Genomic DNA, 19849 nt, shown 5'->3' on the forward strand with positions numbered 1-19849 from the left:
GCCACCTCCCGGCCGGGAGGTGGCGGGCCGCCGTCCTTCGCGTTCCGGTCCGGAGACCGGGCCCAGCCGCGCCGGGCTCAGATCAGGTTGAGCGCCGCGACGGCGTCGCGCTCCTCGACCAGCTCGCCGACCGAGGCGTCGATCCGGGCGCGGGAGAAGTCGGAGATCTCCAGGCCCTGGACGATCTCGAAGCGGCCGTCCTTGGTGGTGACCGGGAAGGACGAGATGATGCCGGCCGGGACGCCGTAGGAGCCGTCGGAGACGATGCCCATGGAGGTCCAGTCGCCCTCGGCGGTGCCGTTGACCCAGGTGTGCACGTGGTCGATGGCGGCGTTGGCGGCCGAGGCGGCCGAGGACGCGCCGCGGACCTCGATGATCGCGGCGCCGCGCTTGGCGACGGTCGGGATGAAGTCGTTCTCCAGCCAGGCCTGGTCGTTGACCAGCTCGGCGGCGTTCTTGCCGGCCACCTCGGCGTGGAAGATGTCCGGGTACTGGGTGGCCGAGTGGTTGCCCCAGATGGTGAGCTTCTTGACGTCGTTGACGGTGACGCCGGTCTTCTTGGCGAGCTGGGCGACCGCGCGGTTGTGGTCCAGGCGGGTCATCGCGGTGAAGCGCTCGGCCGGGACGTCGGGCGCGTTGCGCTGGGCGATCAGGGCGTTGGTGTTCGCCGGGTTGCCGACCACCAGGACCTTGATGTCGTCGGCCGCGTTGTCGTTGATGGCCTTGCCCTGCGGGCCGAAGATGCCGCCGTTGGCGGACAGCAGGTCGCCGCGCTCCATGCCGGCGGTGCGCGGACGGGCGCCGACCAGCAGGGCTACGTTGGCGCCGTCGAACGCGGTGGCCGCGTTGTCGGTGATGGTGATGTCACGCAGCAGCGGGAACGCGCAGTCGTCGAGCTCCATGGCGACGCCCTCGGCGGCCTTGAGGCCCTGCGGGATCTCCAGCAGGCGGAGGTTCACCGGGACGTCCGCACCGAGCAGGTGGCCCGAGGCGATCCGGAAGAGCAGGGCGTAGCCGATCTGGCCGGCTGCTCCGGTGATGGTGACGTTGACGGGGGTGCGAGTCATTTTCTACCTACTCCAGCGATCGCCAGTACCGCGCTCCACGGCTGCGACACAAGGCTGGCCGACGCACAGGAGCCGAGGACAGTCTCTCGACGTCGAGAGATCCGACTCAGGCTATCGCAAGGCGGCGCCGTCGCACGCGTACGGGCGTGGCTGGTGCGTCACACGGCCCCCGCCCGAAGGGTTCCGGGCGGGGGCCGTCGTCGGACCTGGCGTCAGTGCCCGGGCCGGCCGATCAGCTTGCCGATGTTGTCCAGCAGCGGCACTTCCAGCCACGGGTTCGGCTGCGCCACCAGGGTGAGCAGCACGATCCCGCCGCCGAGCACCAGCAGCACGATCACGTCCGTGAACCGGCTGCGGACGGCGAGCAGGCCGACCTCGGGGCGCACCAGCCGCAGCAGCGCGCCGAGCAGGATCCCGCCGCCGACCACCAGCAGCCCGTACTTGAAACCGTCCTGGAAGTTGGCGAAGACGGTGACCGCGAGGCCGGTGAGGACCACCGTGAGGACCAGCGTTATCGGCCACTGCCGCACCGGCAGGGTGTGCGGGCGGCCGAGTGCCGCACCCGAACCCTCCGGGGGCAGGGTGCCCGTGGTCCGCACCGGCCGGCGGCGGGTCCTGGCCGGTCGTCGTTCGCTCATGGCCGGTCGTCCCCCGGGGTCAGATGCCGGCGCGGCGCTCGGCCGCCTCGACGATGTTGTTGAGGAGCATGGCGCGGGTCATCGGGCCGACGCCGCCGGGGTTCGGCGAGATCCAGCCCGCCACCTCGGCGACGGCCGGCTCGACGTCGCCGACGATCTTGCCCTCGCCGTCCCGGCTGACGCCGACGTCCAGCACGGCCGCGCCGGGCTTGACGTCCGCGGCCTTGACGAGGTGGCCGACGCCCGCGGCCGCCACGATGATGTCGGCCTGGCGCAGGTGGGCGGAGAGGTCGCGGGTGCCGGTGTGGCAGAGCGTCACGGTCGCGTTCTCGCTCCGGCGGGTCAGCAGCAGGCCGATGGAGCGGCCCACGGTGACACCGCGGCCGATCACGACCACGTCGGCGCCGTCGATCTTCACGTCATGACGGCGCAGCAGTTCGACGATGCCGTACGGGGTGCAGGGCAGCGGGCCGTCGATGCCGAGGGCGAGGCGGCCGAGCGAGGTCGGGTGCAGGCCGTCGGCGTCCTTGTCCGGGTCCATCAGCTCCAGGACGGGGTTCTGGTCGAGGCCCTTGGGCAGCGGCAGCTGGACGATGTAGCCGGTGCAGGACGGGTCGGCGTTCAGCTCGCGGACGACGTCCTCCACCTCCTGCTGGGTGGCGGTCGCGGGCAGCTCGCGCTGGATCGAGGCGATGCCGACCTCGGCGCAGTCCTTGTGCTTGCCGTTGACGTACCAGCGGCTGCCCGGGTCGTCGCCGACCAGGACGGTACCGAGGCCGGGGACGATGCCCCGCTCCCGGAGAGCCGCCACGCGGACGGCGAGTTCGGACTTGATCGCGGCTGCGGTGGCCTTGCCATCGAGAATCTGGGCAGTCATGGCCCCATTGTCCTGGATCCGGCGCACTGCTCCGCACGGGTGCCCGGCCGGCGGCCCCGGCTGCCGTCCCGTCGGGGCGGCGGGGCCGGACCGATACGGAACGTGCGGTTCAAGTTGCAGTTCCGCCACGGTTGTGTCCGCCCGCCGAACGCGGGTGGACACGGTGGCGCCCACCGGTCGACGATGTGGCCAGCAATCTCCGCCGCCCGCACTCCGCCGCCGCCGATCCGGTGGCGGGCCGACGAAGGCGAAGCAGTGGGGACGTCCTCGGGGGAAGATCAGTGAGCAATCCGTACCAGACACCGCCGCCAGACCCGTACGGCGGCTACGGCCAGCAGCAGCCGCCACCGCAACAGCCGTACGGGGCACCGCAGTACCCGCACCCGCAGCAGCCGGGCTACGGCTACGGCTACCCGCAGCAGCAGGCCTACGTCCCGCAGGCCGCCGCCCAGCCGAACTCCTACGCCACGGCGTCGGTGGTGCTCGGTTTCATCGGTGTCCTCCTCTCCTGCTTCTACGGCGGCTTCATCGGGCTGATCGGCCTGGGCATCGGCATCGCCGGCCTCAACCGGTCGGCCACCACCGGCCTCGGCCGCAGCGCCTCGATCGGCGGGATCGCGCTCAACACGCTCGCCGTACTGATCTCGGTCGCGATGGTCGTGTACCTCCTGGTCAACCAGACCTGACCGTGGCCGCCCTCACCATCGCCGCACTGACGGCCCGTTGGCAGCACAGCGCCGACACCCTCAAGGGTGCGGCGCTGCGGGTGCTGGTGCGTGGCGCGGGCGCCGCCGCGGCCGCCGTCACCGTGGCAGCCCTGCACAGTGCGCACGATCCCGGTGTGCTCTGCCCACTGCGCCGGTTCACCGGCATCCCCTGCCCCGCCTGCGGGAGCACCAGCGTCTTCATCGAGGCGGGCCACGGGAACTGGGTGGCCGCGCTGGGGTCGAACCCGGTGACGGTCGTCGCGGCCGTCGGCCTGCTGTTCGCACCGCTCGGCGCCGGACGATGGTGGTGGCGGCTCTCCGACGGCCGCCGGAACGTCGTGATCGGTGCCGCTCTCACGACCGCCTGGGTGTGGCAGCTCCACCGTCTCGGCATTTCCCGGCCCTGAGTCCCCGACCGCGCGGTTCCCGACCGCCCGCAGCCATCGCGGCGTCAGACCGCTCCGCTATCGTCCTCCTCGGTCGGCAGCTCAACTGCCCGTCCGTCCCAGGACTTCCTGCTGTCCCGTCCCCGTCCCTTCCTGCCCGGAGGCAACCATGAGCTACCCGCCCGACCCGAACAACCCGTACGGCCAGCAGCCCCCGCCGCCCCCCGGCTACGGCTACCCCCAGCAGCCCCCGCAGCCCGGCTACGGCTACCCGCAGCAGCCGCCGGCCGGCTACGGCATCCCGCAGCAGGGCGGCTACCCCAATGCCGCGTACGTGCAGCCGTTCTACGCGGGCTGGGGCTCTCGCGTGGTCGCCCGGATCATCGACCAGGTCACGATCTTCCTGATTCCCAGCATCGTGCTCGGCATCGGCTACACCAAGACCCTCAGCGACACCCTGGACACCCTCCAGCAGAACGCTGACGGCACGTACACCACCGCCTCCACCGGCGGCGGCGGCGGGGCGGTCTTCTTCCTGATCGGCGGCCTGCTGCAGATCGCCGCCATAGCGTTCTTCACGTACCTCCAGGGCACCAAGGGTCAGAGCCTGGGCCAGCGCGCGGTCAACATCCGCCTGGCGAGCGAGGCGACCGGCCAGCCGATCGGCTGGGGCATGGCCTTCGTCCGCCAGCTCTGCCACTTCCTGGACGGCATCTGCTGCCTCGGCTACCTGTGGCCGCTGTGGGACGCGAAGAAGCAGACCTTCGCCGACAAGATCATGAGCACCGTCGTCGTCAAGTCCTCCTGACGCCGTACCGGTAGCGCCGATGGCCCGCACCCCCTCGGGGGTGCGGGCCATCGGCGTCAGCGGGTCGGCGTGTCAGTGGAAGAAGTGCCGGGTCCCGGTCAGGTACATCGTCACGCCGACCGCGGCGGCCGCGGCGACGACCTCCTCGTCGCGGATCGAACCGCCGGGCTGGACGACGGCCCTGACGCCGCCGTCGAGCAGGATCTGCAGACCGTCGGCGAACGGGAAGAACGCGTCCGACGCGGCGAAGGAGCCCTTCGCGCGCTCGCCCGCCCGCTCGACCGCGAGCTTGGCCGAGTCGACCCGGTTGACCTGGCCCATGCCGACGCCGACCGAGGCGCCGTCCTTGGCCAGCAGGATCGCGTTGGACTTGACGGCCCGGCAGGCGCGCCAGGCGAACGCCAGCTCGTCCAGCTCCTCGGCCGACAGGGCGTCACCGGTGGCCAGCGTCCAGGTGGACGGGTCGTCGCCCCCGGCGTGGATCCGGTCGGTCTCCTGCAGCAGGACGCCACCGGAGATCGGGCGGACCTCCCGGCGGCCGGCCGGGGCCTCGGGGGCGACCAGCACGCGGAGGTTCTTCTTGCGGGCCAGCACCTCGACCGCGCCGTCCTCGTACGCCGGGGCGACCAGCACCTCGGTGAAGATCGGGACGATCTGCTCGGCCAGCGCCACGGTGACCGGGCGGTTGACCGCGATCACGCCGCCGTAGGCGGAGACCGGGTCGCACTCGTGCGCCTTGCGGTGCGCCTCGGCGACGTCCGCGCCGGTGGCGATGCCGCACGGGTTGGCGTGCTTGATGATCGCGACGGCCGGCCCGGCGTGGTCGTAGGCGGCGCGGCGGGCGGCGTCGGTGTCCACGTAGTTGTTGTAGGACATCTCCTTGCCCTGCAGCTGCTCGGCGCCCGCGAGGCCGCCCGTGCCGTCGCTGTAGAGGGCCGCGGCCTGGTGCGGGTTCTCGCCGTAGCGGAGCACGCTCTGACGCTCGAAGGCCGAGCCGAGGAACGCCGGGAAGCCCGCGGCGGAGCCGCTGGTGTCCGCGTCCTCGGCCTCGGTGTAGCCGGACTCCTCGAACCAGGAGGCCACGGCCACGTCGTAGGCGGCGGTGTGCGCGAAGGCGGCGCCGGCCAGCCGCTTGCGGGTCAGCAGGTCGAAGCCGCCGGACTGCACGGCGGCGAGCACGTCGTCGTAGCGGGCCGGGTCGACGACGACGGCCACCGACGGGTGGTTCTTGGCCGCGGCGCGCACCATGCTCGGGCCGCCGATGTCGATCTGCTCGACGCACTCGTCGGGGGTGGCGCCCGAGGCGACGGTGGCCTTGAACGGGTACAGGTTCACCACGACCAGGTCGAAGGGCTCGATGCCCAGCCCGGCCAGCTGCTCGCGGTGCGACTCCAGGCGCAGGTCGGCGAGGACACCGGCGTGCACGCGGGGGTGCAGCGTCTTCACGCGCCCGTCGAGGCACTCGGGGAAGCCGGTGAGCTCGGAGACCTCGGTCACCGGGACACCGGCGGCGGCGATCCGGCCGGCCGTCGAGCCGGTCGAGACGAGCTCGACCCCGGCGGCGTGCAGGCCCTGTGCCAGCTCCTCCAGGCCGGTCTTGTCGTAGACGCTGACCAGGGCCCGACGGATCGGGCGGACGTTCTCTGAAACGGGGGGCGTGGTGCTGGCGGCGGCGCTCATGCCGGGATCCGTACCTTTCGGTCTTCAATGCGGTGGCCTTCGCGGGCCAGCCGGCCCACGACCTCGACGAGCAGGTGGCGCTCGACAGTCTTGATGCGCTCGTGCAGCGCGTCGCCGCCATCGGCGTGGTCGGCGTCGGAGATCTCCACGACGCCCTGCGCGATGATCGGCCCGGTGTCCACGCCGCCGTCCACCAGGTGGACGGTGCACCCGGTGACCTTCACCCCGTACGCGAGGGCGTCGGTGACGCCGTGGGCACCGGGGAAGGCGGGCAGCAGGGCGGGGTGGGTGTTGACGATCCGGCCGGCGAAGGCGGCGATGAACTCCGGACCGAGGATCTTCATGAACCCGGCGGTGACCACCAGGTCCGGTTCGTGGGCCGCCACGGCGGCGGTGAGGGCGGTGTCCCAGGCCGCACGGGCGGGGAAGTCCTTGACCCGGTGGACGAAGACGGGCAGGCCGGCGCGCTCGGCGCGCTCCAGGCCCGCGATGCCGTCGCGGTCGGCACCGACCGCGAGGATCACGGCGCCGTACGCCGGGTCGGCGGCCGCGTCGATCAGGGCCTGCAGGTTGGTGCCGGAACCGGAGACCAGGACCACCAGGCGGGCGGGGCCGGTCGTGCGGGGCGGGAACACTTGGGCGGAGGCCACTGCGCGATTCTCCGTAGCTTCGGTGCGCCGCCCGCTGGTACGTCCACCGGTGGTGGGGCCACTACGAACGGCAGGTCGAGCGGACCGGATCCGGCGGGATTCCCGCTGCGCTGCGGGCCCCGGGAACCGATGGGGATTGCTGACCGTCACCACGATAACGGCTGGCCCGGCGGGCCCCGAACCGGCCCGACGGCGCTACGCGCGTAGTTGAGACACGGATCTCGCCGCGGATCCCACGGCAGGCCGCCGCAGGCCTCCAGGACGCCTGCGGGATCATTGGAAGCGGGCAGGACGGCTCCACCGACCGAGAAGGATTGGCTGACACCATGAGCAGCGGCGACAACACCGGCGAGCGCAACCCCTTCGCGCCGCCGCCGGCGGATGCCCCGGACCGGCCGTGGCAGCCGCGCACCCCCCAGCCCCCGGCCGGTGAGCAGCCGGACGGCACCGACGGCACCGAGCGGCCCGAGGGCGACGACCGGCCGCCCACGCCGCCGGGCCACCCCTGGAGCCCCGGCTACCAGGGCGAGTGGCACCCGCAGCCGGCGCAGCAGCAGAAGTTCGACCCGACCGACCCGGCGCAGCGCCGCGCCCGCAACGCGCTGGTCGCCGGCATGGCCGCGCTGGTCTGCGCCCTGGGGATCAGCCAGTACGTCGCCCTGTTCCTCGGCGGCGTCGCCATCTACTGGGCCGTCTCCGCCCTGCGCACCACCCCGAAGCCGCCCGCCCGCGACATCGACACCCCCGCGCCGCCCGCCACCCGCCTGGCGGGCCAGTCCGCCAACCCGCAGGCCCCGGCGGCCGTCGGCGGCCTGTTCACCGGCGCCGTCGCCGTCCTCGTGGTGTCCGCCGCGCTCGCGCTCAGCCTCTACTACCAGGACTACAACACCTGCGTACGGGACGCCCTCACCACGACCGCCGAGCAGAGCTGCGACAACCTCGCCCCGACCTGGTACGCCAACATCGTCAACCCGAGCAGGTGAGCCGGCGGGCCCCCGGGCCCGGCTACTCCCGCCACCACTGCGGCCCGGCCCGGCCCGCCGCCACCACCAGCCCGTACGCCAGCACCCGCGTCCGCACGAGCACGCCCCGGCCAGCGGTGCGGGCGGCGGCCCACCGCCCGTCGGCCCACGGGGCCACCCCGTGCGGCTCCTCCGCGCGCAGCAGCCGCCGGCGCACCAGCAGCGCGCCCGGCACCCCGACGACCGCGAACCACCCCGCCGCGGCGGCCCCGGCCTGCCAGGGGACGGGCCCCAGCTGCGCCATCCGGCCCGCACCCAGCGCGCCGCCGGACAGCGCACCGCACCCGGCGGCCACGCCCCCGAGCAGCAGCGCGGCGACCAGCACCACGGCCGCCGTCGCCCCCGGGTGCCAGGCGGCCCCGGGCCCGCCACCGGGCCCCACCGGGCCCTGCCCCGCGGGGCTCCGGCCCGCCGCCGCCCGGCCCAGCAGCGCCGCCGGCACCGCCATCGCGAGCGGCGGCAGCAGGCAGGCGAGCAGCCGCCAGCCACCATCCCCGGGCTCCGGCAGCAGCGCGAACAGCGGGACGGCGGGCAGCGACCCGAGTACCGCCCCGGACGGCGCCACCACCGCCCCCGTCCCGACCGTGAACCCCGGGCCGAGGGCGTAGGCCGCCCCCCACACCACCGCGTTCGGCAGCAGCACCGCGCAGAGCAGCAGCAGCCCGAGCACGCCCGCCGCACCACCGCCCGCCCCGGGCCGGGGCCGCCCGCCCACGGCCGCGTCCAGGAGGGCCGCCGTCGCCACCAGCAGCGCGCCGCCCGCCAGCAGCCCGAACGCCCCGGCCAGCACCGCCCGCCGGACGGCGCCCGCCGGCGCCACCAGCCCGGCCGGGGGCCAGGCCCAGGCCGGGAGCCGCCCTGCCACGGCCCAGCGGGGCACGATCCGCTCCGGCTGCTCCGGCCGTACCGACCGGGCCCCGGCACCGAGGGCGACCGTCACCAGCAGGGCCACCGCGAGCACGTCCGGCAGGGCGCGGGAGCGGAACGCGGCCCCGGCGGCGCCCGGGCCGGGGGCCGCGCCCGCGCAGAGCAGGGCGATCACGGCGGCCACCAGCAGGTAGCCGGCGCCCGTGGCGGCCGGCGCGCCCCAGCCGGGGCCGCGCGCGGCCCCGCGCGGTTCGGCGGCCCGGCGCCCCGCCCGGTACAGCTGGCCGGCGGTCAGGACGGTCAGGAGCAGCGGGGTGACGGTGACCGGCAGGCCGGGGCCGCCTCTGGTCAGCGGGGCGCCGTGGCCGAGCAGCCAGACGGTGCCGGCCAGCCGGGCGGCTCCGGTCGCGGTGTCGTCGGCGTACGGGGTCACCACCCAGAGGGCGAGGACCGGGACCGCGACCGCCGCGAGCCCCAGGAGCGCCGTCCGCACCCCGGCGAACAGGTCGGTGAGGGCGGACCGGGAGCTCAGCTCGCCTGACAGATCCAGGATCGGACGGCCCATCAGCTGCGTCATGCGCCTCATGGTGCCAAGGCGACTCGCCATGCGACGTGAAGAGGCAAACCGTCGCCGTGTCCCAGATTATTGGCTTATGCGCATTTTCAGACCTCGCCAGCCGGCTCCCGGACAGCTCCCCGCGGTCGTCGCCGCCCCGGCCCGGAGGGTCTGATGACCACACCGCCAACGGCCGAACACCCGCCGGACGACGTGGCCCGGGCCGACCGGCCGAAGAGCGGCCGGGCCCGCACCCCGGCGGACGACGCCCGCCTGCTCACCCTGCTGACTCCCCGTGAGGCGCAGGTGCTGGCCCGGCTGGCCGCGGGCGACGACGTCACACGAATGGCGGCGGCCCTCGGCATCGCCCCGGCGACGGCCCGCAAGCACCTGAACCGGACGATGCGCAAGCTCGGCGTCCGCACCGCCGAGGAGGCCGGCGCCGCCGCGCGCACCCTGCTCGGCGCCCCGCCGTCCAAGGCCCCGGCCCGCCGCCCCGGCACCGCGCAGGGCGCGGCTCCGGCGGCCCCTCCCGCCGCCGCCCCTCCCGCCGGCGGAGCACCGGCCGGCGGAGCACCGGCCGCCGAGGCGCCCGCACCCGAAGCACCCGCGCCCGGACCGCCGGCCGCCGAGGCGCCGCCGCCCGGCGCGCCCGCCGTGGTGGCCCGCACCTTCGAAGCGCTGTACGAGTCGGGGTACGTCCGCCTCGTCCAGCAGGTGTTCCTGCTCACCGCCTCCCGCCACCGCACCCTGCGCTGCGTGGACCAGGCGTTCGGCGCCGCCCAGCGGAACTGGCCGGAGGTCTCCGCCCGGCCGGATCCGGAGGCCTGGGTGCGCGCCCGGGCGGCCGAGGCCGCGCTCTCCCCCTGGCACCCGTCCGGCCGCCGCCGGCCGGCCGCCCGGCGGCTCGCGCTGCGCAGCCGGACGGCGGTGCGGCCGGCCGACGAGGCGCAGGCCGTCCTGCCGGACCACGACCGGCTGACGCCGCAGGACCGGGCGCTGCTGCGGGCCCTGGGGCGGCTGTCCCGCCCGCGGCGGCTGGCGCTGGTGCTGCACGACGGGATCGGGTTGCCGGCCGCCGAGGTGGCCGTCGAGGTGGAGTCGAGCCTCGCGGCGGCCGAGGACCGGGTCCGGGCCGCCCGCGCCGCGCTCGCGGCCGCGCTGCCCGAGCTGGCCGGCCCGGATCCGGCCGCGCCCGGCTTCGGCGACCGGCTCAGCGAGCTGCTGTACCGGGCCGGGGTCCACGGCTGCCCCGAGCCGCAGCGGCCGCCGGTGCCCGTCCTGAGCGCCCGGCACCGGCTCCGCACGGCCACCCGGACGGGCGGCGCCGCGGCGGTCGTCCTGACGATGGGGGCCGCGATGACGGCCACGCTGTTCGGCGGCGGACCGGGCGCGCTGTTCCGCCCGGGGCCCGAGGCGGTGCACCCGGTCTGCACGAACGCCCAGAGCGGCAGCGCCGGCCCGGCCGTACCGGGCGGCGTGCCGCCCGGCCTGCGGACGGTCTGGTGCAGCTCGGCGCCGGGCCGGGCCGCCGTGCTGGGGCCGCCGCCGCAGCCGGCCCGGGCGTTCCGGCTGCCGGCCCGGCCGGACGCCCGGCTGTCGGTCGACGCGGCGGGCCCGCCCGTCCCCGCCGGGGCGGCCGCCCGCGCCTGCACGGCGTGGACCCCGCACCCGTGCGCCGCCCGGCCGCAGGCACCGCCGCCGCAGCCGCTGTTCGGGATGCACTGACGCCCTCGGACGGCGCCGCCCCGGGAACGCGAAGGGGCGCCCCGCCCGGACCAAGAGGTCCGGGAGCGGGGCGCCCCTTCGGGCGGACAGCGTCAGCCGATGAGCTCGCGCGCCAGGCGGGCGGTCTCGGACGGCGTCTTGCCGACCTTGACACCGGCGGCCTCAAGGGCCTCCTTCTTCGCCTGTGCGGTGCCCGAGGAGCCGGAGACGATGGCGCCGGCGTGGCCCATGGTCTTGCCCTCGGGGGCGGTGAAGCCCGCGACGTAGCCGACGACCGGCTTGGTGACGTGCTCGGCGATGTAGGCCGCCGCACGCTCCTCGGCGTCGCCGCCGATCTCGCCGATCATCACGATGATCTTGGTCTCGGGGTCCGCCTCGAACGCCGCGAGGGCGTCGATGTGGGTGGTGCCGATGACCGGGTCGCCGCCGATGCCCACGGCCGACGAGAAGCCGAGGTCACGCAGCTCGTACATGAGCTGGTAGGTCAGCGTGCCGGACTTCGACACCAGGCCGATCGGGCCCGTGGTGGTGATGTCCGCGGGGATGATGCCGGCGTTGGACTGACCGGGGCTGATCAGGCCCGGGCAGTTCGGGCCGATGATCCGGGTCTTGTTGCCCTTCGAGCCGGCGTACGCCCAGAAGGCGGCCGAGTCGTGGACCGGGACACCCTCGGTGATGACGACCGCGAGGTCGATCTCGGCGTCGATCGCCTCGACGACGGCGTCCTTGGTGAACTTCGGCGGCACGAAGATGACCGTGACGTCGGCGCCGGTCTTCTCGATGGCCTCGGCCACGGAGCCGAAGACGGGCACGTCGGTGCCGTCGACGTCAACGGTGGTGCCGGCCTTGCGCGGGTTCACGCCGCCGACGATCTGGGTGCCCGAGGCGAGCATCCGGCGGGTGTGCTTCATACCCTCGGAGCCGGTCATGCCCTGGACGATGACCTTGCTGTCCTTGGTAAGGAAGATAGCCATGATTCAGTCCTCTCCCTTACTTGTTGGCCAGCTCGGCGGCGCGGTCGGCCGCACCGTCCATGGTGTCCACGCGCTGCACCAGCGGGTGGTTGGCGTCGTCCAGGATCTTGCGACCCAGCTCCGCGTTGTTGCCGTCGAGGCGCACGACGAGCGGCTTGGTGACGGCCTCACCCTTGCTCGCGAGCAGTTCGAGCGCCTGCACGATGCCGTTGGCGACCGCGTCACAGGCGGTGATGCCGCCGAAGACGTTGACGAAGACCGACTTGACGTCGGGGTCGCCCAGGATGATCTCCAGGCCGTTCGCCATCACCTCGGCGGACGCGCCGCCACCGATGTCGAGGAAGTTGGCCGGCTTGACGCCGCCGTGCTTCTCACCGGCGTAGGCGACCACGTCGAGGGTGCTCATGACGAGACCCGCGCCGTTGCCGATGATGCCGACCTCACCGTCGAGCTTGACGTAGTTCAGGCCCTTGGCCTTCGCCGCCGCCTCGAGGGGGTTGGCCGCGGCCTTGTCCTCGAGCTCCTCGTGGTGGGGCTGGCGGAACTCGGCGTTCTCGTCCAGCGAGACCTTGCCGTCGAGCGCGATGATCTTGCCGTCGCCGGACTTGATCAGCGGGTTCACCTCGACGAGGAGCGCGTCCTCGGCGATGAACACCTTCCACAGCTTCTGCAGGACGTCGGCCACCTGGTCGGCGATCTCGGCCGGGAACTTCGCGGCCGCGACGATCTCGGCGGCCTTCTCCGGGGTGCAGCCCTCGTTGGCGTCGACCGGGATCTTGGCCAGTGCGTCCGGGTTCTCCTCGGCGACGACCTCGATCTCCACGCCGCCCTCGACGCTGGCCATGGCCAGGAAGGTGCGGTTGGTGCGGTCCAGCAGGAACGAGACGTAGTACTCGTCCTTGATGTCCGCGGTCTGGGCCAGCATCACCTTGTGAACGGTGTGGCCCTTGATGTCCATGCCGAGGATCGCGTCGGCCTTGGCAACGGCGTCGGCCGGGTCGGCGGCGAGCTTCACGCCGCCGGCCTTGCCACGCCCACCGACCTTCACCTGGGCCTTGACGACTGCGCGTCCGCCGAAGCGCTCGGCGATGGCACGAGCGGCTTCGGGGGTCTCGATGACATCCCCGTCAAGCACGGGCACACCGTGCTTGGCGAAGATGTCCCTCGCCTGGTACTCGAACAGGTCCACGTGTGTTCGTCCTTGTTCGTGGTCGCGGATTGTGTCTCTACGAGCGTGCCACGGCAGGATCTTCGCTGCGGGTCGTCGAGGCGGTGCGGGTACGCAGAGATACGGCCTTGCGGCCCACACAGCCACGGGCGCACACGTCAATCAACACGCGCGTCACGTCCGTCTGGCAGGTTATCCCCGTACGACGGGCGTGTTTCGCCCGGGACCGGCCCGGCTTTGGTGAGAACCGTCACAACGGCCGTACGAAGGCCTGCCGGACATCCTGCTCACCAGGCCGGGGCACCCTGTGTGAGGCTCCGCCCGGTTCACCCGAGCGGGTGAACTTCCCGGTCGGGGACGGGCAGCGGGCGCTTCTCGATCGCGGCCGCCATGATCTCCGGGAAGGCGTCCGGGGTGCAGGCGAAGGCGGGCGCGCCGAGGGCCGCCAGCGCGGCGGCGTGCGCGTGGTCGTACGCCGGGGCGCCCTCGTCCGAGAGCGCGAGCAGCGCGATGAACTGGACGCCCGCCGCCTTCATCGCCGCCACCCGCTTGAGCATCTCGTTGCGGATGCCGCCCTCGTAGAGGTCGCTGATCAGCACCACGACCGTCTCCGCCGGACGGGTGATCCTGGACTGGCAGTACGCCAGCGCCCGGTTGATGTCGGTGCCGCCGCCGAGCTGCGTCGCGAACAGCACGTCCACCGGGTCGCTCAGCTGCTCGGTGAGGTCCACCACCGAGGTGTCGAAGACGACCAGCCGGGTGTCCAGGCTCTTCATCGAGGCCAGCACCGCGCCGAAGACCGCCGAGTGGACGACGGACGGCGCCATCGACCCCGACTGGTCGATGCAGAGGATCACGTCCTTCTTCACCGCCCGCTGGGCCCGGGCGTAGCCGATCAGCCGCTCGGGGACGACCGTGCCGCGCCCGCCGGGGCCGGCCTCCGGCAGGTAGTTCTTGAGGTTGGCCCGGATGGTGCGGTCCCAGTCGATGTCCCGGTGGCGGGGCCGGTTGACCTTCGCGCTGCGGTCGAGCGCGCCGCCGAGCACCGCCCGGGTGCGGTCGGCGAGCCGCCGCTCCAGATCGGCGACCACGGCGGCGACCACGGCCCGGGCGCTCTCCCGGGTGGTCTCGGGCAGCGCGTGCTTCAGCGACAGCAGCGTGGCGACCAGGTGCACGTCCGGCTCGACGGCGGCCAGCATCTCGGGCTCCAGCAGCAGGCGCTCCAGCCCGAGGCGGGAGATCGCGTCCAGCTGCATCAGCTGGACGACCGAGCTGGGGAAGTACTCGCGGATGTCGCCCAGCCAGCGGGCCACCTGCGGCGCCGAACCGCCCAGCCCGGCGCTGCGGGCGCCCGGCTTCGCGCCCTCGCCGCCCTCCCCCCGGTAGAGGGCGGCGAGGGCGCCGTCCATCGCCGCGTCCCGGCCGGTCAGCCGGCAGCCCGTGCCGTCGGCCTCACCGCCGAGGACGAGGCGCCAGCGGCGCAGCCGCTCGGTGTCGGCGTCGGTGCTGCTCTCGGCGAGCTCGGGGGTGGCGGGCATCGGGCGCTCCTTCGGTGGCGTCGGGTGACGTCGTCGGGCTGCAGGGGCTTCTCGGGGGCTTCGGGCGGGTCAGGCGCTGCGGCGGTCGGCCTGGCGCGGGATCCGCCGCAGCGGGCCGCCCTGGTGCCCGGCGCAGTCGGGCGGCCCGCTGGCGGGCAGGCCCAGCAGGAGGCTCACGGTGGCGAGTGCCGCGTCCGCGCGCTCCTCGTCGAGTTCGGCGGCCGGGCCGGCCGCCACCGGGGCCGGGGCGCCGAGCGGGCCGGCCGCGACGCGCTCGCCGACCGTCCGCCGGACGCCCGCCTCCAGCCCCGAGAACGTCCGCCGCAGCAGCGGCAGCACGTCGGTGAAGACCTCGCCGGGGACTCCCGCCAGCCACTCGTCGAGCAGGCCGAGCAGCCGGGCGTCGTGCAGCAGCAGGGCGCCGCCGCCGGAGAGGAAGCCCTCCACCCAGCCCGCCGCGTCCGCCGGGGCGCTGGCCGCCGACAGGACGAGGCCCATCCGCCGCCCCGCCTCGGCGGAGTCCAGCCGCCCGTCGTCCAGCAGCAGCCGGACGGCCCGGCCGCGCAGCAGCCCGGGGACGCCGGTGGCCGGGCCGCCGGCCGGTTCGCGGCGGGCGAGCGAGGCCAGCGCGGCGGCCCAGCGGGCGGCGAGCGTGTCGTCGGCCCCGGCGTCGGCGGCGCTCCCGGGCCGGTCGCCGTCCAGCAGGCCGACCGCGGCGTGCACCTCGTCGACGCGGCGGCGCATCGCGGCGGCGCCCTCGGTGTCCAGCCCGGTGCAGGCGGGCGGCAGGCCGACGCAGATCCGCTCGGCCAGGCCGCGCGCCACCTGCTCCAGCGCGGCGCTGTCCGTCCCCCGGACGTCCCCGTAGCGCAGGGCGCGGACCAACGCGGGCAGCGCGGTGGCGAGTTGGGCGACGTCGGCGTCCAGGGCCGCCCGGTCGGCGAGCACCCGCATCACGGCGGGCAGCGCCGTGGCGAGACCGGCGAGCAGGCACTGCTCGACCAGGCCGGTGAGCTCGCCCAGCTCCCCGGCCCGGGCGGCCCGCTCGACGGCCCGGCCGGTGGCCGCGTCCTCGACCGTGGTGCCCCACTGCGCGGCCTCCACGATCCGGACGGCGAACTCCGGCTCCCACTGCAGCCGCCAGCTCTCCCGGAAGGTCCCGGTGGAGTTCACCGCGGAGCGGCTCGGGGTGCCCCAGCCGATGCCGAGCAGCCGCAGCCGGTGCAGCAGCCGGGAGCGGGCCGCGTCGTTCTCCTTCCGCAGGTCGAGGTCGAGGTCCCTGGCCTGCGGCTCCGGCCTGAGACGCAGCGAGCGCTGGAGCCGGGCCAGATCCCGCTGGAGCGGCACGGCCGGGGCCGTGTCGGGCACCTCGCCCAGTGCGTCGCCGATCACCAGCCGGTCGTGCACCAGGGCGAGCGCGACGTCCGACCCGTCGCACATCACCGAGCGCACCGCGTCCAGTGTCTCGGTCAGCCCGGCGAGCGGGCGCCCGCGCATCACGGCGAGCGTGCCGGCCAGCCGGACGGCCTCGATGACGTGGGCGGACGAGACCGGGTGGTCCTCCTCACGGAGCAGTGCGGCGGCCCTGGTCATCCAGCGGGCCAGCGGGTCGCCCTCGGTGCTGAAGAGGTGGTGGTACCAGCCGGGCGAGGCGATGCCGGCGCCGTAGCCGGTGTGCTGGGAGAGCCTGCGGTGCGTCCAGGGCACCCAGGTGATCTCGGTGCGGACCTTCTTCGGCAGCGTGGCGAGCAGCGCCCGGTCGTGCGCGACGGTCGGCATGACCGCCAGCGCCGGGACGTGCCAGGCGCCGCAGACCACCGCGATCCGCCGGTGGCCGGCCTGCCGTGCGGCCCGGACCTGCCGGCGCATGTACGCCTCGCGCAGCTCGTCCCGGCGGCCGACGGCGGCGCCGCCCTCGCGCAGCGCCGTCATCGCCTCGGCGACGGCCGCGAACGGCGCGAGCGCGTCCGCGCCGGGTGCGCGGTGCTCGACGACGTCCTCCCACCAGCGCTCGGCGTCGTCGTGGCCGGCGGCCTCGGCCAGTGCGCCGATCGGGTCGGACAGCCCGGCCGCCCCGTCGTCGGCGTCCGGGCCGCCGACCGGCTCCGCCCCGAGGCTGTACGCGGCGGGGAGGTCGATGAAGCGGACCGGCACGCCGGCCTCCGCCGCGTGGCGCAGCGCGACCCACTCCGGGGAGAACGCGGCGAAGGGCCAGAACGCCGCCCGGGCCGGGTCGTCCACCGCGTGGGCGAGCAGGGCGACCGGCGGGACCATGTCCTGGTCGGCGGCCAGCCCGGTGAGCCCGTCGGCCTCCGGCGGGCCCTCGATCAGCACCACGTCGGGCCGCAGCTGCTCCAGTGCGGCGCCCACCGCGCGGGCCGAGCCCGGGCCGTGGTGGCGTACGCCGAGCAGCGTCACCTCTGCGGGCGGTGTCACCTCTGCGCTCATCGCGCCCTCCTCTCCTCGAAGACCGTCGGCGGGTTCAGCGGGTGTGCTCGCGGGCGGCGCGGTAGAAGTCCTTCCAGCCGTCGCGCTCGCGGACGACGCCCTCGACGTACTCGCGCCAGACCACCTGGTCGGCGACCGGGTCGCGGAGCACGGCGCCGAGGATGCCGGTGGTCACGTCGCCGGCCCGCAGCACGCCGTCGCCGAAGTGCGCGGCCAGCGCGAGCCCGTTGGTGACCACCGAGATCGCCTCGGCCGTCGAGAGGGTGCTGCTCGGGGTCTTCACTTTCGTCCGGCCGTCGGTGGTGATGCCGTCGCGCAGTTCGCGGAAGACGGTGACGACCCGGCGGATCTCCTGCGCGCCGCCGGGCAGGTCGGGCAGGTCGAGCGAGCGGCCGAGCTGGCCGACCCGCCGGGTGACGATGTCGACCTCCTCGTCCAGCGTGGCGGGCAGCGGCAGCACGACGGTGTTGAAGCGCCGGCGCAGGGCGCTGGACAGCTCGTTCACGCCGCGGTCGCGGTCGTTGGCGGTGGCGATCAGGTTGAAGCCGCGCACCGCCTGGGTCTCGCCGCCCAGCTCCGGCACCGGCAGGGTCTTCTCGGAGAGGATGGTGATCAGGGCGTCCTGGACGTCGGCCGGGATCCGGGTCAGCTCCTCGACCCGGGCGATCTTGCCGTCCGCCATCGCCCGCATCACCGGCGAGGGCACCAGCGCGTCGCGGCTGGGGCCGTGGGCGAGCAGCTGGGCGTAGTTCCAGCCGTACCGGACGGCCTCCTCGGGCGTACCGGCGGTGCCCTGGACGAGCAGGGTGGAGTCCCCGCTGATCGCGGCGGCCAGGTGCTCGGACACCCAGGTCTTGGCCGTCCCCGGCACGCCGAGCAGCAGCAGTGCGCGGTCGGTGGCGAGCGTGGTGACGGCGACCTCGACGATCCGGCGCGGGCCGATGTACTTGGGCGTGATGACGGTGCCGTCGGGCAGCTCGCCGCCGAGCAGGTAGGTGGCCACGGCCCAGGGCGAGAGCCGCCAGCGCTCGGGGCGGGGGCGGTCGTCCTGCGCGGCGAGCGCGGCCAGCTCCCCGGCGAACGCGTCCTCGGCGTGCTCGCGCAGGACCTCGGCGGTGGCCGCCGCGGCAGTCGTATCGGTCGTCGCGGTCGTCGCGGTCGTCATGAGGGCTCCTTCTGGTCGGCCGCCGGACACACCTGTGGCAGGGGTCGCGGGCGGTGGGGTGATCGATGGGAGCATCGGCGCAGATGTCGTCCGGCCGGCCGGGGAGGGCCCCGTTCCGGCCTGCTCGAACAACCATGCACCCCGCCACTGACAACCACCGGCGGCCGCCTGACCGGTGGTCAGCCGGCCGGGCCGGGTTGTCAGTGGCGGCCCCTAGCGTCGTGGGCATGGAGGAACGCTGGAGCACCGAACACGTCCTGTCCCTGGCGCCTGACGCCCCGTCGCGCAAGGCCGCCGGCAAGCTGTCCGCACCCGCACCGTGGTCCGGGACGGGCACCGGCGGGGGCGCGCTGTGGGGCGAGTGCCGGGGCAGCGGCAGCACGCCGTACCGGACGGTCGTCGAACTGGCGACGCCCGCCTACAGGTGCAGTTGCCCGAGCCGCAAGTTCCCGTGCAAGCACGCCCTCGGGCTGCTGCTGCTCTGGAGCGGCAGCCCCGAGGCGGTGCCGGCCGCCGCCGAGCCCGCCGACTGGGCCGCCGACTGGCTGACCGAGCGCCAGGAGCGCACCGAGCAGGCCGCCGGGCGGCGCACCGCGAAGGCCGAGGCGGCCGCGGCCGACCCGGCGGCCGCCCGCCGCCGGGCCGAGAAGCGCTCCGCCCGGGTCGCCGCGGGCGCGCAGGAGCTCCGGTTGCGGCTCGCCGACCGGATCCGGCACGGCCTCGCCGACGCGAGCACCGCGCCGGACGCCTGGGAGGAGGTCGCCGCCCGGATGATCGACGCCCAGGCCCCCGGGCTGGCCACCCGCGTCCGCGAGCTGAGCCACACGCCGCAACCCGAACTGCTGGAGGAGTACGCCATGCTGCACCTGCTCGCCACCGCGTACGGCCGGGTCGACGACCTGCCCGGAGCACTCGGCGCGACCGTCCGGGCCCGGGTCGGCTTCACCACCGACACCGCCGAGCTGCTGACCGGCCCGACCGTCCGCGACCGCTGGCAGGTCCTCGGCGCCCGGGACACCTCGGACGAGCGCCTGACCACCCGCCGGCTCTGGCTGCGCGGCGCCAAGACCGGGCGCGCCGCCCTGCTGCTCGCCTTCGGCCGCCCGGGCCAGGCTCCCGACCTCGCCCTGCCCACCGGCCACCTGCTGGAGGCCGAGCTGGCCTTCCACCCGGGCGCCCGCCCGCTGCGCGCCGTCCTCGGCACCCGCTACGGCGCGCCCGAGCCGTCCGGTACCGGTGCGGCGCCCGCCGGGTTCGGCCCCGCCGAGGCGATGGCCGGGTACGGCGAGGCCGTCGCGGACGACCCGTGGCTGGAGGCCTGGCCCACCGTGCTGAGCGGCGTCGTCCCCGTCCACGACGTCGACGGCTGGCACCTCACCGACGGCCGGCACACCCTGCCCGTGCACCGCGCCGGAGCCACCGACCCGGCCCTCTGGCGGCTCGCCGCCGTGTCCGGCGGCCGGCCGGTCACGCTCTTCGGCGAGTGCGGCCACCGCGGTTTCACGCCCATCACCGTCTGGGACGAACAGGGCCGGCCGACCGGCCTCACCTCCGCCTAGGCCCCACCGGC

17 protein-coding genes are annotated in these 19849 nt (G+C 74.9%); 6 read left to right on the forward strand and 11 right to left on the reverse strand.

Annotated elements, in window-relative coordinates:
• Positions 1-77: 77 nt before the first annotated feature.
• From ACFUK0_RS31795 to ACFUK0_RS31805, 3 genes are all read right to left on the reverse strand, one after another.
• The gene (locus ACFUK0_RS31795) at positions 78-1067 is read right to left on the reverse strand and encodes a malate dehydrogenase (RefSeq protein WP_380255949.1); all 990 of its coding nucleotides are present in this window, start codon (positions 1065-1067) and stop codon (positions 78-80) included.
• Between the two features lie 212 nt (positions 1068-1279).
• Positions 1280-1705, reverse strand: a complete 426-nt coding sequence (locus ACFUK0_RS31800; RefSeq protein ID WP_380255950.1) for a DUF3017 domain-containing protein — start codon at positions 1703-1705, stop codon at positions 1280-1282.
• Between the two features lie 19 nt (positions 1706-1724).
• Entirely contained in the window at positions 1725-2582 is an 858-nt protein-coding gene (locus ACFUK0_RS31805) for a bifunctional methylenetetrahydrofolate dehydrogenase/methenyltetrahydrofolate cyclohydrolase (protein WP_380255951.1), read from the reverse strand.
• A gap of 281 nt (positions 2583-2863) precedes the next feature.
• Between ACFUK0_RS31805 and ACFUK0_RS31810 the strand changes: the two genes are divergently transcribed.
• From ACFUK0_RS31810 to ACFUK0_RS31820, 3 genes are all read left to right on the forward strand, one after another.
• Positions 2864-3268 (forward strand): hypothetical protein, encoded by a 405-nt coding sequence (locus tag ACFUK0_RS31810; protein ID WP_380255952.1) that lies wholly within the window; start codon positions 2864-2866, stop codon positions 3266-3268.
• 2 nt (positions 3269-3270) lie between these two features.
• The gene (locus ACFUK0_RS31815) at positions 3271-3696 is read left to right on the forward strand and encodes a DUF2752 domain-containing protein (RefSeq protein WP_380255953.1); all 426 of its coding nucleotides are present in this window, start codon (positions 3271-3273) and stop codon (positions 3694-3696) included.
• A gap of 148 nt (positions 3697-3844) precedes the next feature.
• The gene (locus ACFUK0_RS31820; RefSeq protein WP_380255954.1) at positions 3845-4483 is read left to right on the forward strand and encodes an RDD family protein; all 639 of its coding nucleotides are present in this window, start codon (positions 3845-3847) and stop codon (positions 4481-4483) included.
• Between the two features lie 72 nt (positions 4484-4555).
• Here ACFUK0_RS31820 and purH read toward each other — a convergent pair whose 3' ends face one another.
• Together purH and purN are read right to left on the reverse strand one after the other, a co-directional pair.
• Positions 4556-6163: a bifunctional phosphoribosylaminoimidazolecarboxamide formyltransferase/IMP cyclohydrolase gene (gene purH / locus ACFUK0_RS31825; protein WP_380255955.1), complete on the reverse strand. Its 1608-nt coding sequence runs from the start codon at positions 6161-6163 to the stop codon at positions 4556-4558.
• The gene (gene purN / locus ACFUK0_RS31830) at positions 6160-6813 is read right to left on the reverse strand and encodes a phosphoribosylglycinamide formyltransferase (protein ID WP_380255956.1); all 654 of its coding nucleotides are present in this window, start codon (positions 6811-6813) and stop codon (positions 6160-6162) included. Before purN ends, purH begins: the two co-directional genes overlap by 4 nt.
• Positions 6814-7139: 326 nt before the next feature.
• On the opposite strand from purN, the gene ACFUK0_RS31835 reads away from it, so the two are divergent.
• Entirely contained in the window at positions 7140-7796 is a 657-nt protein-coding gene (locus ACFUK0_RS31835; protein ID WP_380255957.1) for a hypothetical protein, read from the forward strand.
• Between the two features lie 22 nt (positions 7797-7818).
• Here ACFUK0_RS31835 and ACFUK0_RS31840 read toward each other — a convergent pair whose 3' ends face one another.
• Positions 7819-9279: a DUF6350 family protein gene (locus ACFUK0_RS31840; protein ID WP_380255958.1), complete on the reverse strand. Its 1461-nt coding sequence runs from the start codon at positions 9277-9279 to the stop codon at positions 7819-7821.
• A gap of 153 nt (positions 9280-9432) precedes the next feature.
• Here ACFUK0_RS31840 and ACFUK0_RS31845 point away from each other — a divergent pair, with 153 nt between their 5' ends.
• Entirely contained in the window at positions 9433-10986 is a 1554-nt protein-coding gene (locus ACFUK0_RS31845) for a LuxR C-terminal-related transcriptional regulator (RefSeq protein ID WP_380255959.1), read from the forward strand.
• Positions 10987-11078: 92 nt separating this feature from the next.
• Here the strand turns inward: ACFUK0_RS31845 and sucD are convergent, their stop codons facing one another.
• From sucD to ACFUK0_RS31870, 5 genes are all read right to left on the reverse strand, one after another.
• Complete coding sequence (sucD, locus tag ACFUK0_RS31850) at positions 11079-11960, reverse strand: succinate--CoA ligase subunit alpha (RefSeq protein WP_380255960.1); 882 nt, start codon at positions 11958-11960, stop codon at positions 11079-11081.
• A 16-nt stretch (positions 11961-11976) separates the two neighbouring features.
• Complete coding sequence (gene sucC, locus ACFUK0_RS31855; protein ID WP_380255961.1) at positions 11977-13149, reverse strand: ADP-forming succinate--CoA ligase subunit beta; 1173 nt, start codon at positions 13147-13149, stop codon at positions 11977-11979.
• 305 nt (positions 13150-13454) lie between these two features.
• Entirely contained in the window at positions 13455-14666 is a 1212-nt protein-coding gene (locus ACFUK0_RS31860; RefSeq protein ID WP_380255962.1) for a VWA domain-containing protein, read from the reverse strand.
• A 69-nt stretch (positions 14667-14735) separates the two neighbouring features.
• Complete coding sequence (locus ACFUK0_RS31865; protein WP_380255963.1) at positions 14736-17114, reverse strand: DUF5682 family protein; 2379 nt, start codon at positions 17112-17114, stop codon at positions 14736-14738.
• Between the two features lie 34 nt (positions 17115-17148).
• Entirely contained in the window at positions 17149-18279 is a 1131-nt protein-coding gene (locus ACFUK0_RS31870; protein ID WP_380255964.1) for an AAA family ATPase, read from the reverse strand.
• 227 nt (positions 18280-18506) lie between these two features.
• Between ACFUK0_RS31870 and ACFUK0_RS31875 the strand changes: the two genes are divergently transcribed.
• Positions 18507-19838, forward strand: coding sequence for an SWIM zinc finger family protein (locus tag ACFUK0_RS31875; protein ID WP_380255965.1), 1332 nt, complete (start codon positions 18507-18509; stop codon positions 19836-19838).
• The last annotated feature ends 11 nt before the right edge of the window (positions 19839-19849 follow it).

Source organism: Kitasatospora sp. NPDC057223 (assembly GCF_042669755.1).
Taxonomy (GTDB): Bacteria; Actinomycetota; Actinomycetes; order Streptomycetales; family Streptomycetaceae; genus Kitasatospora.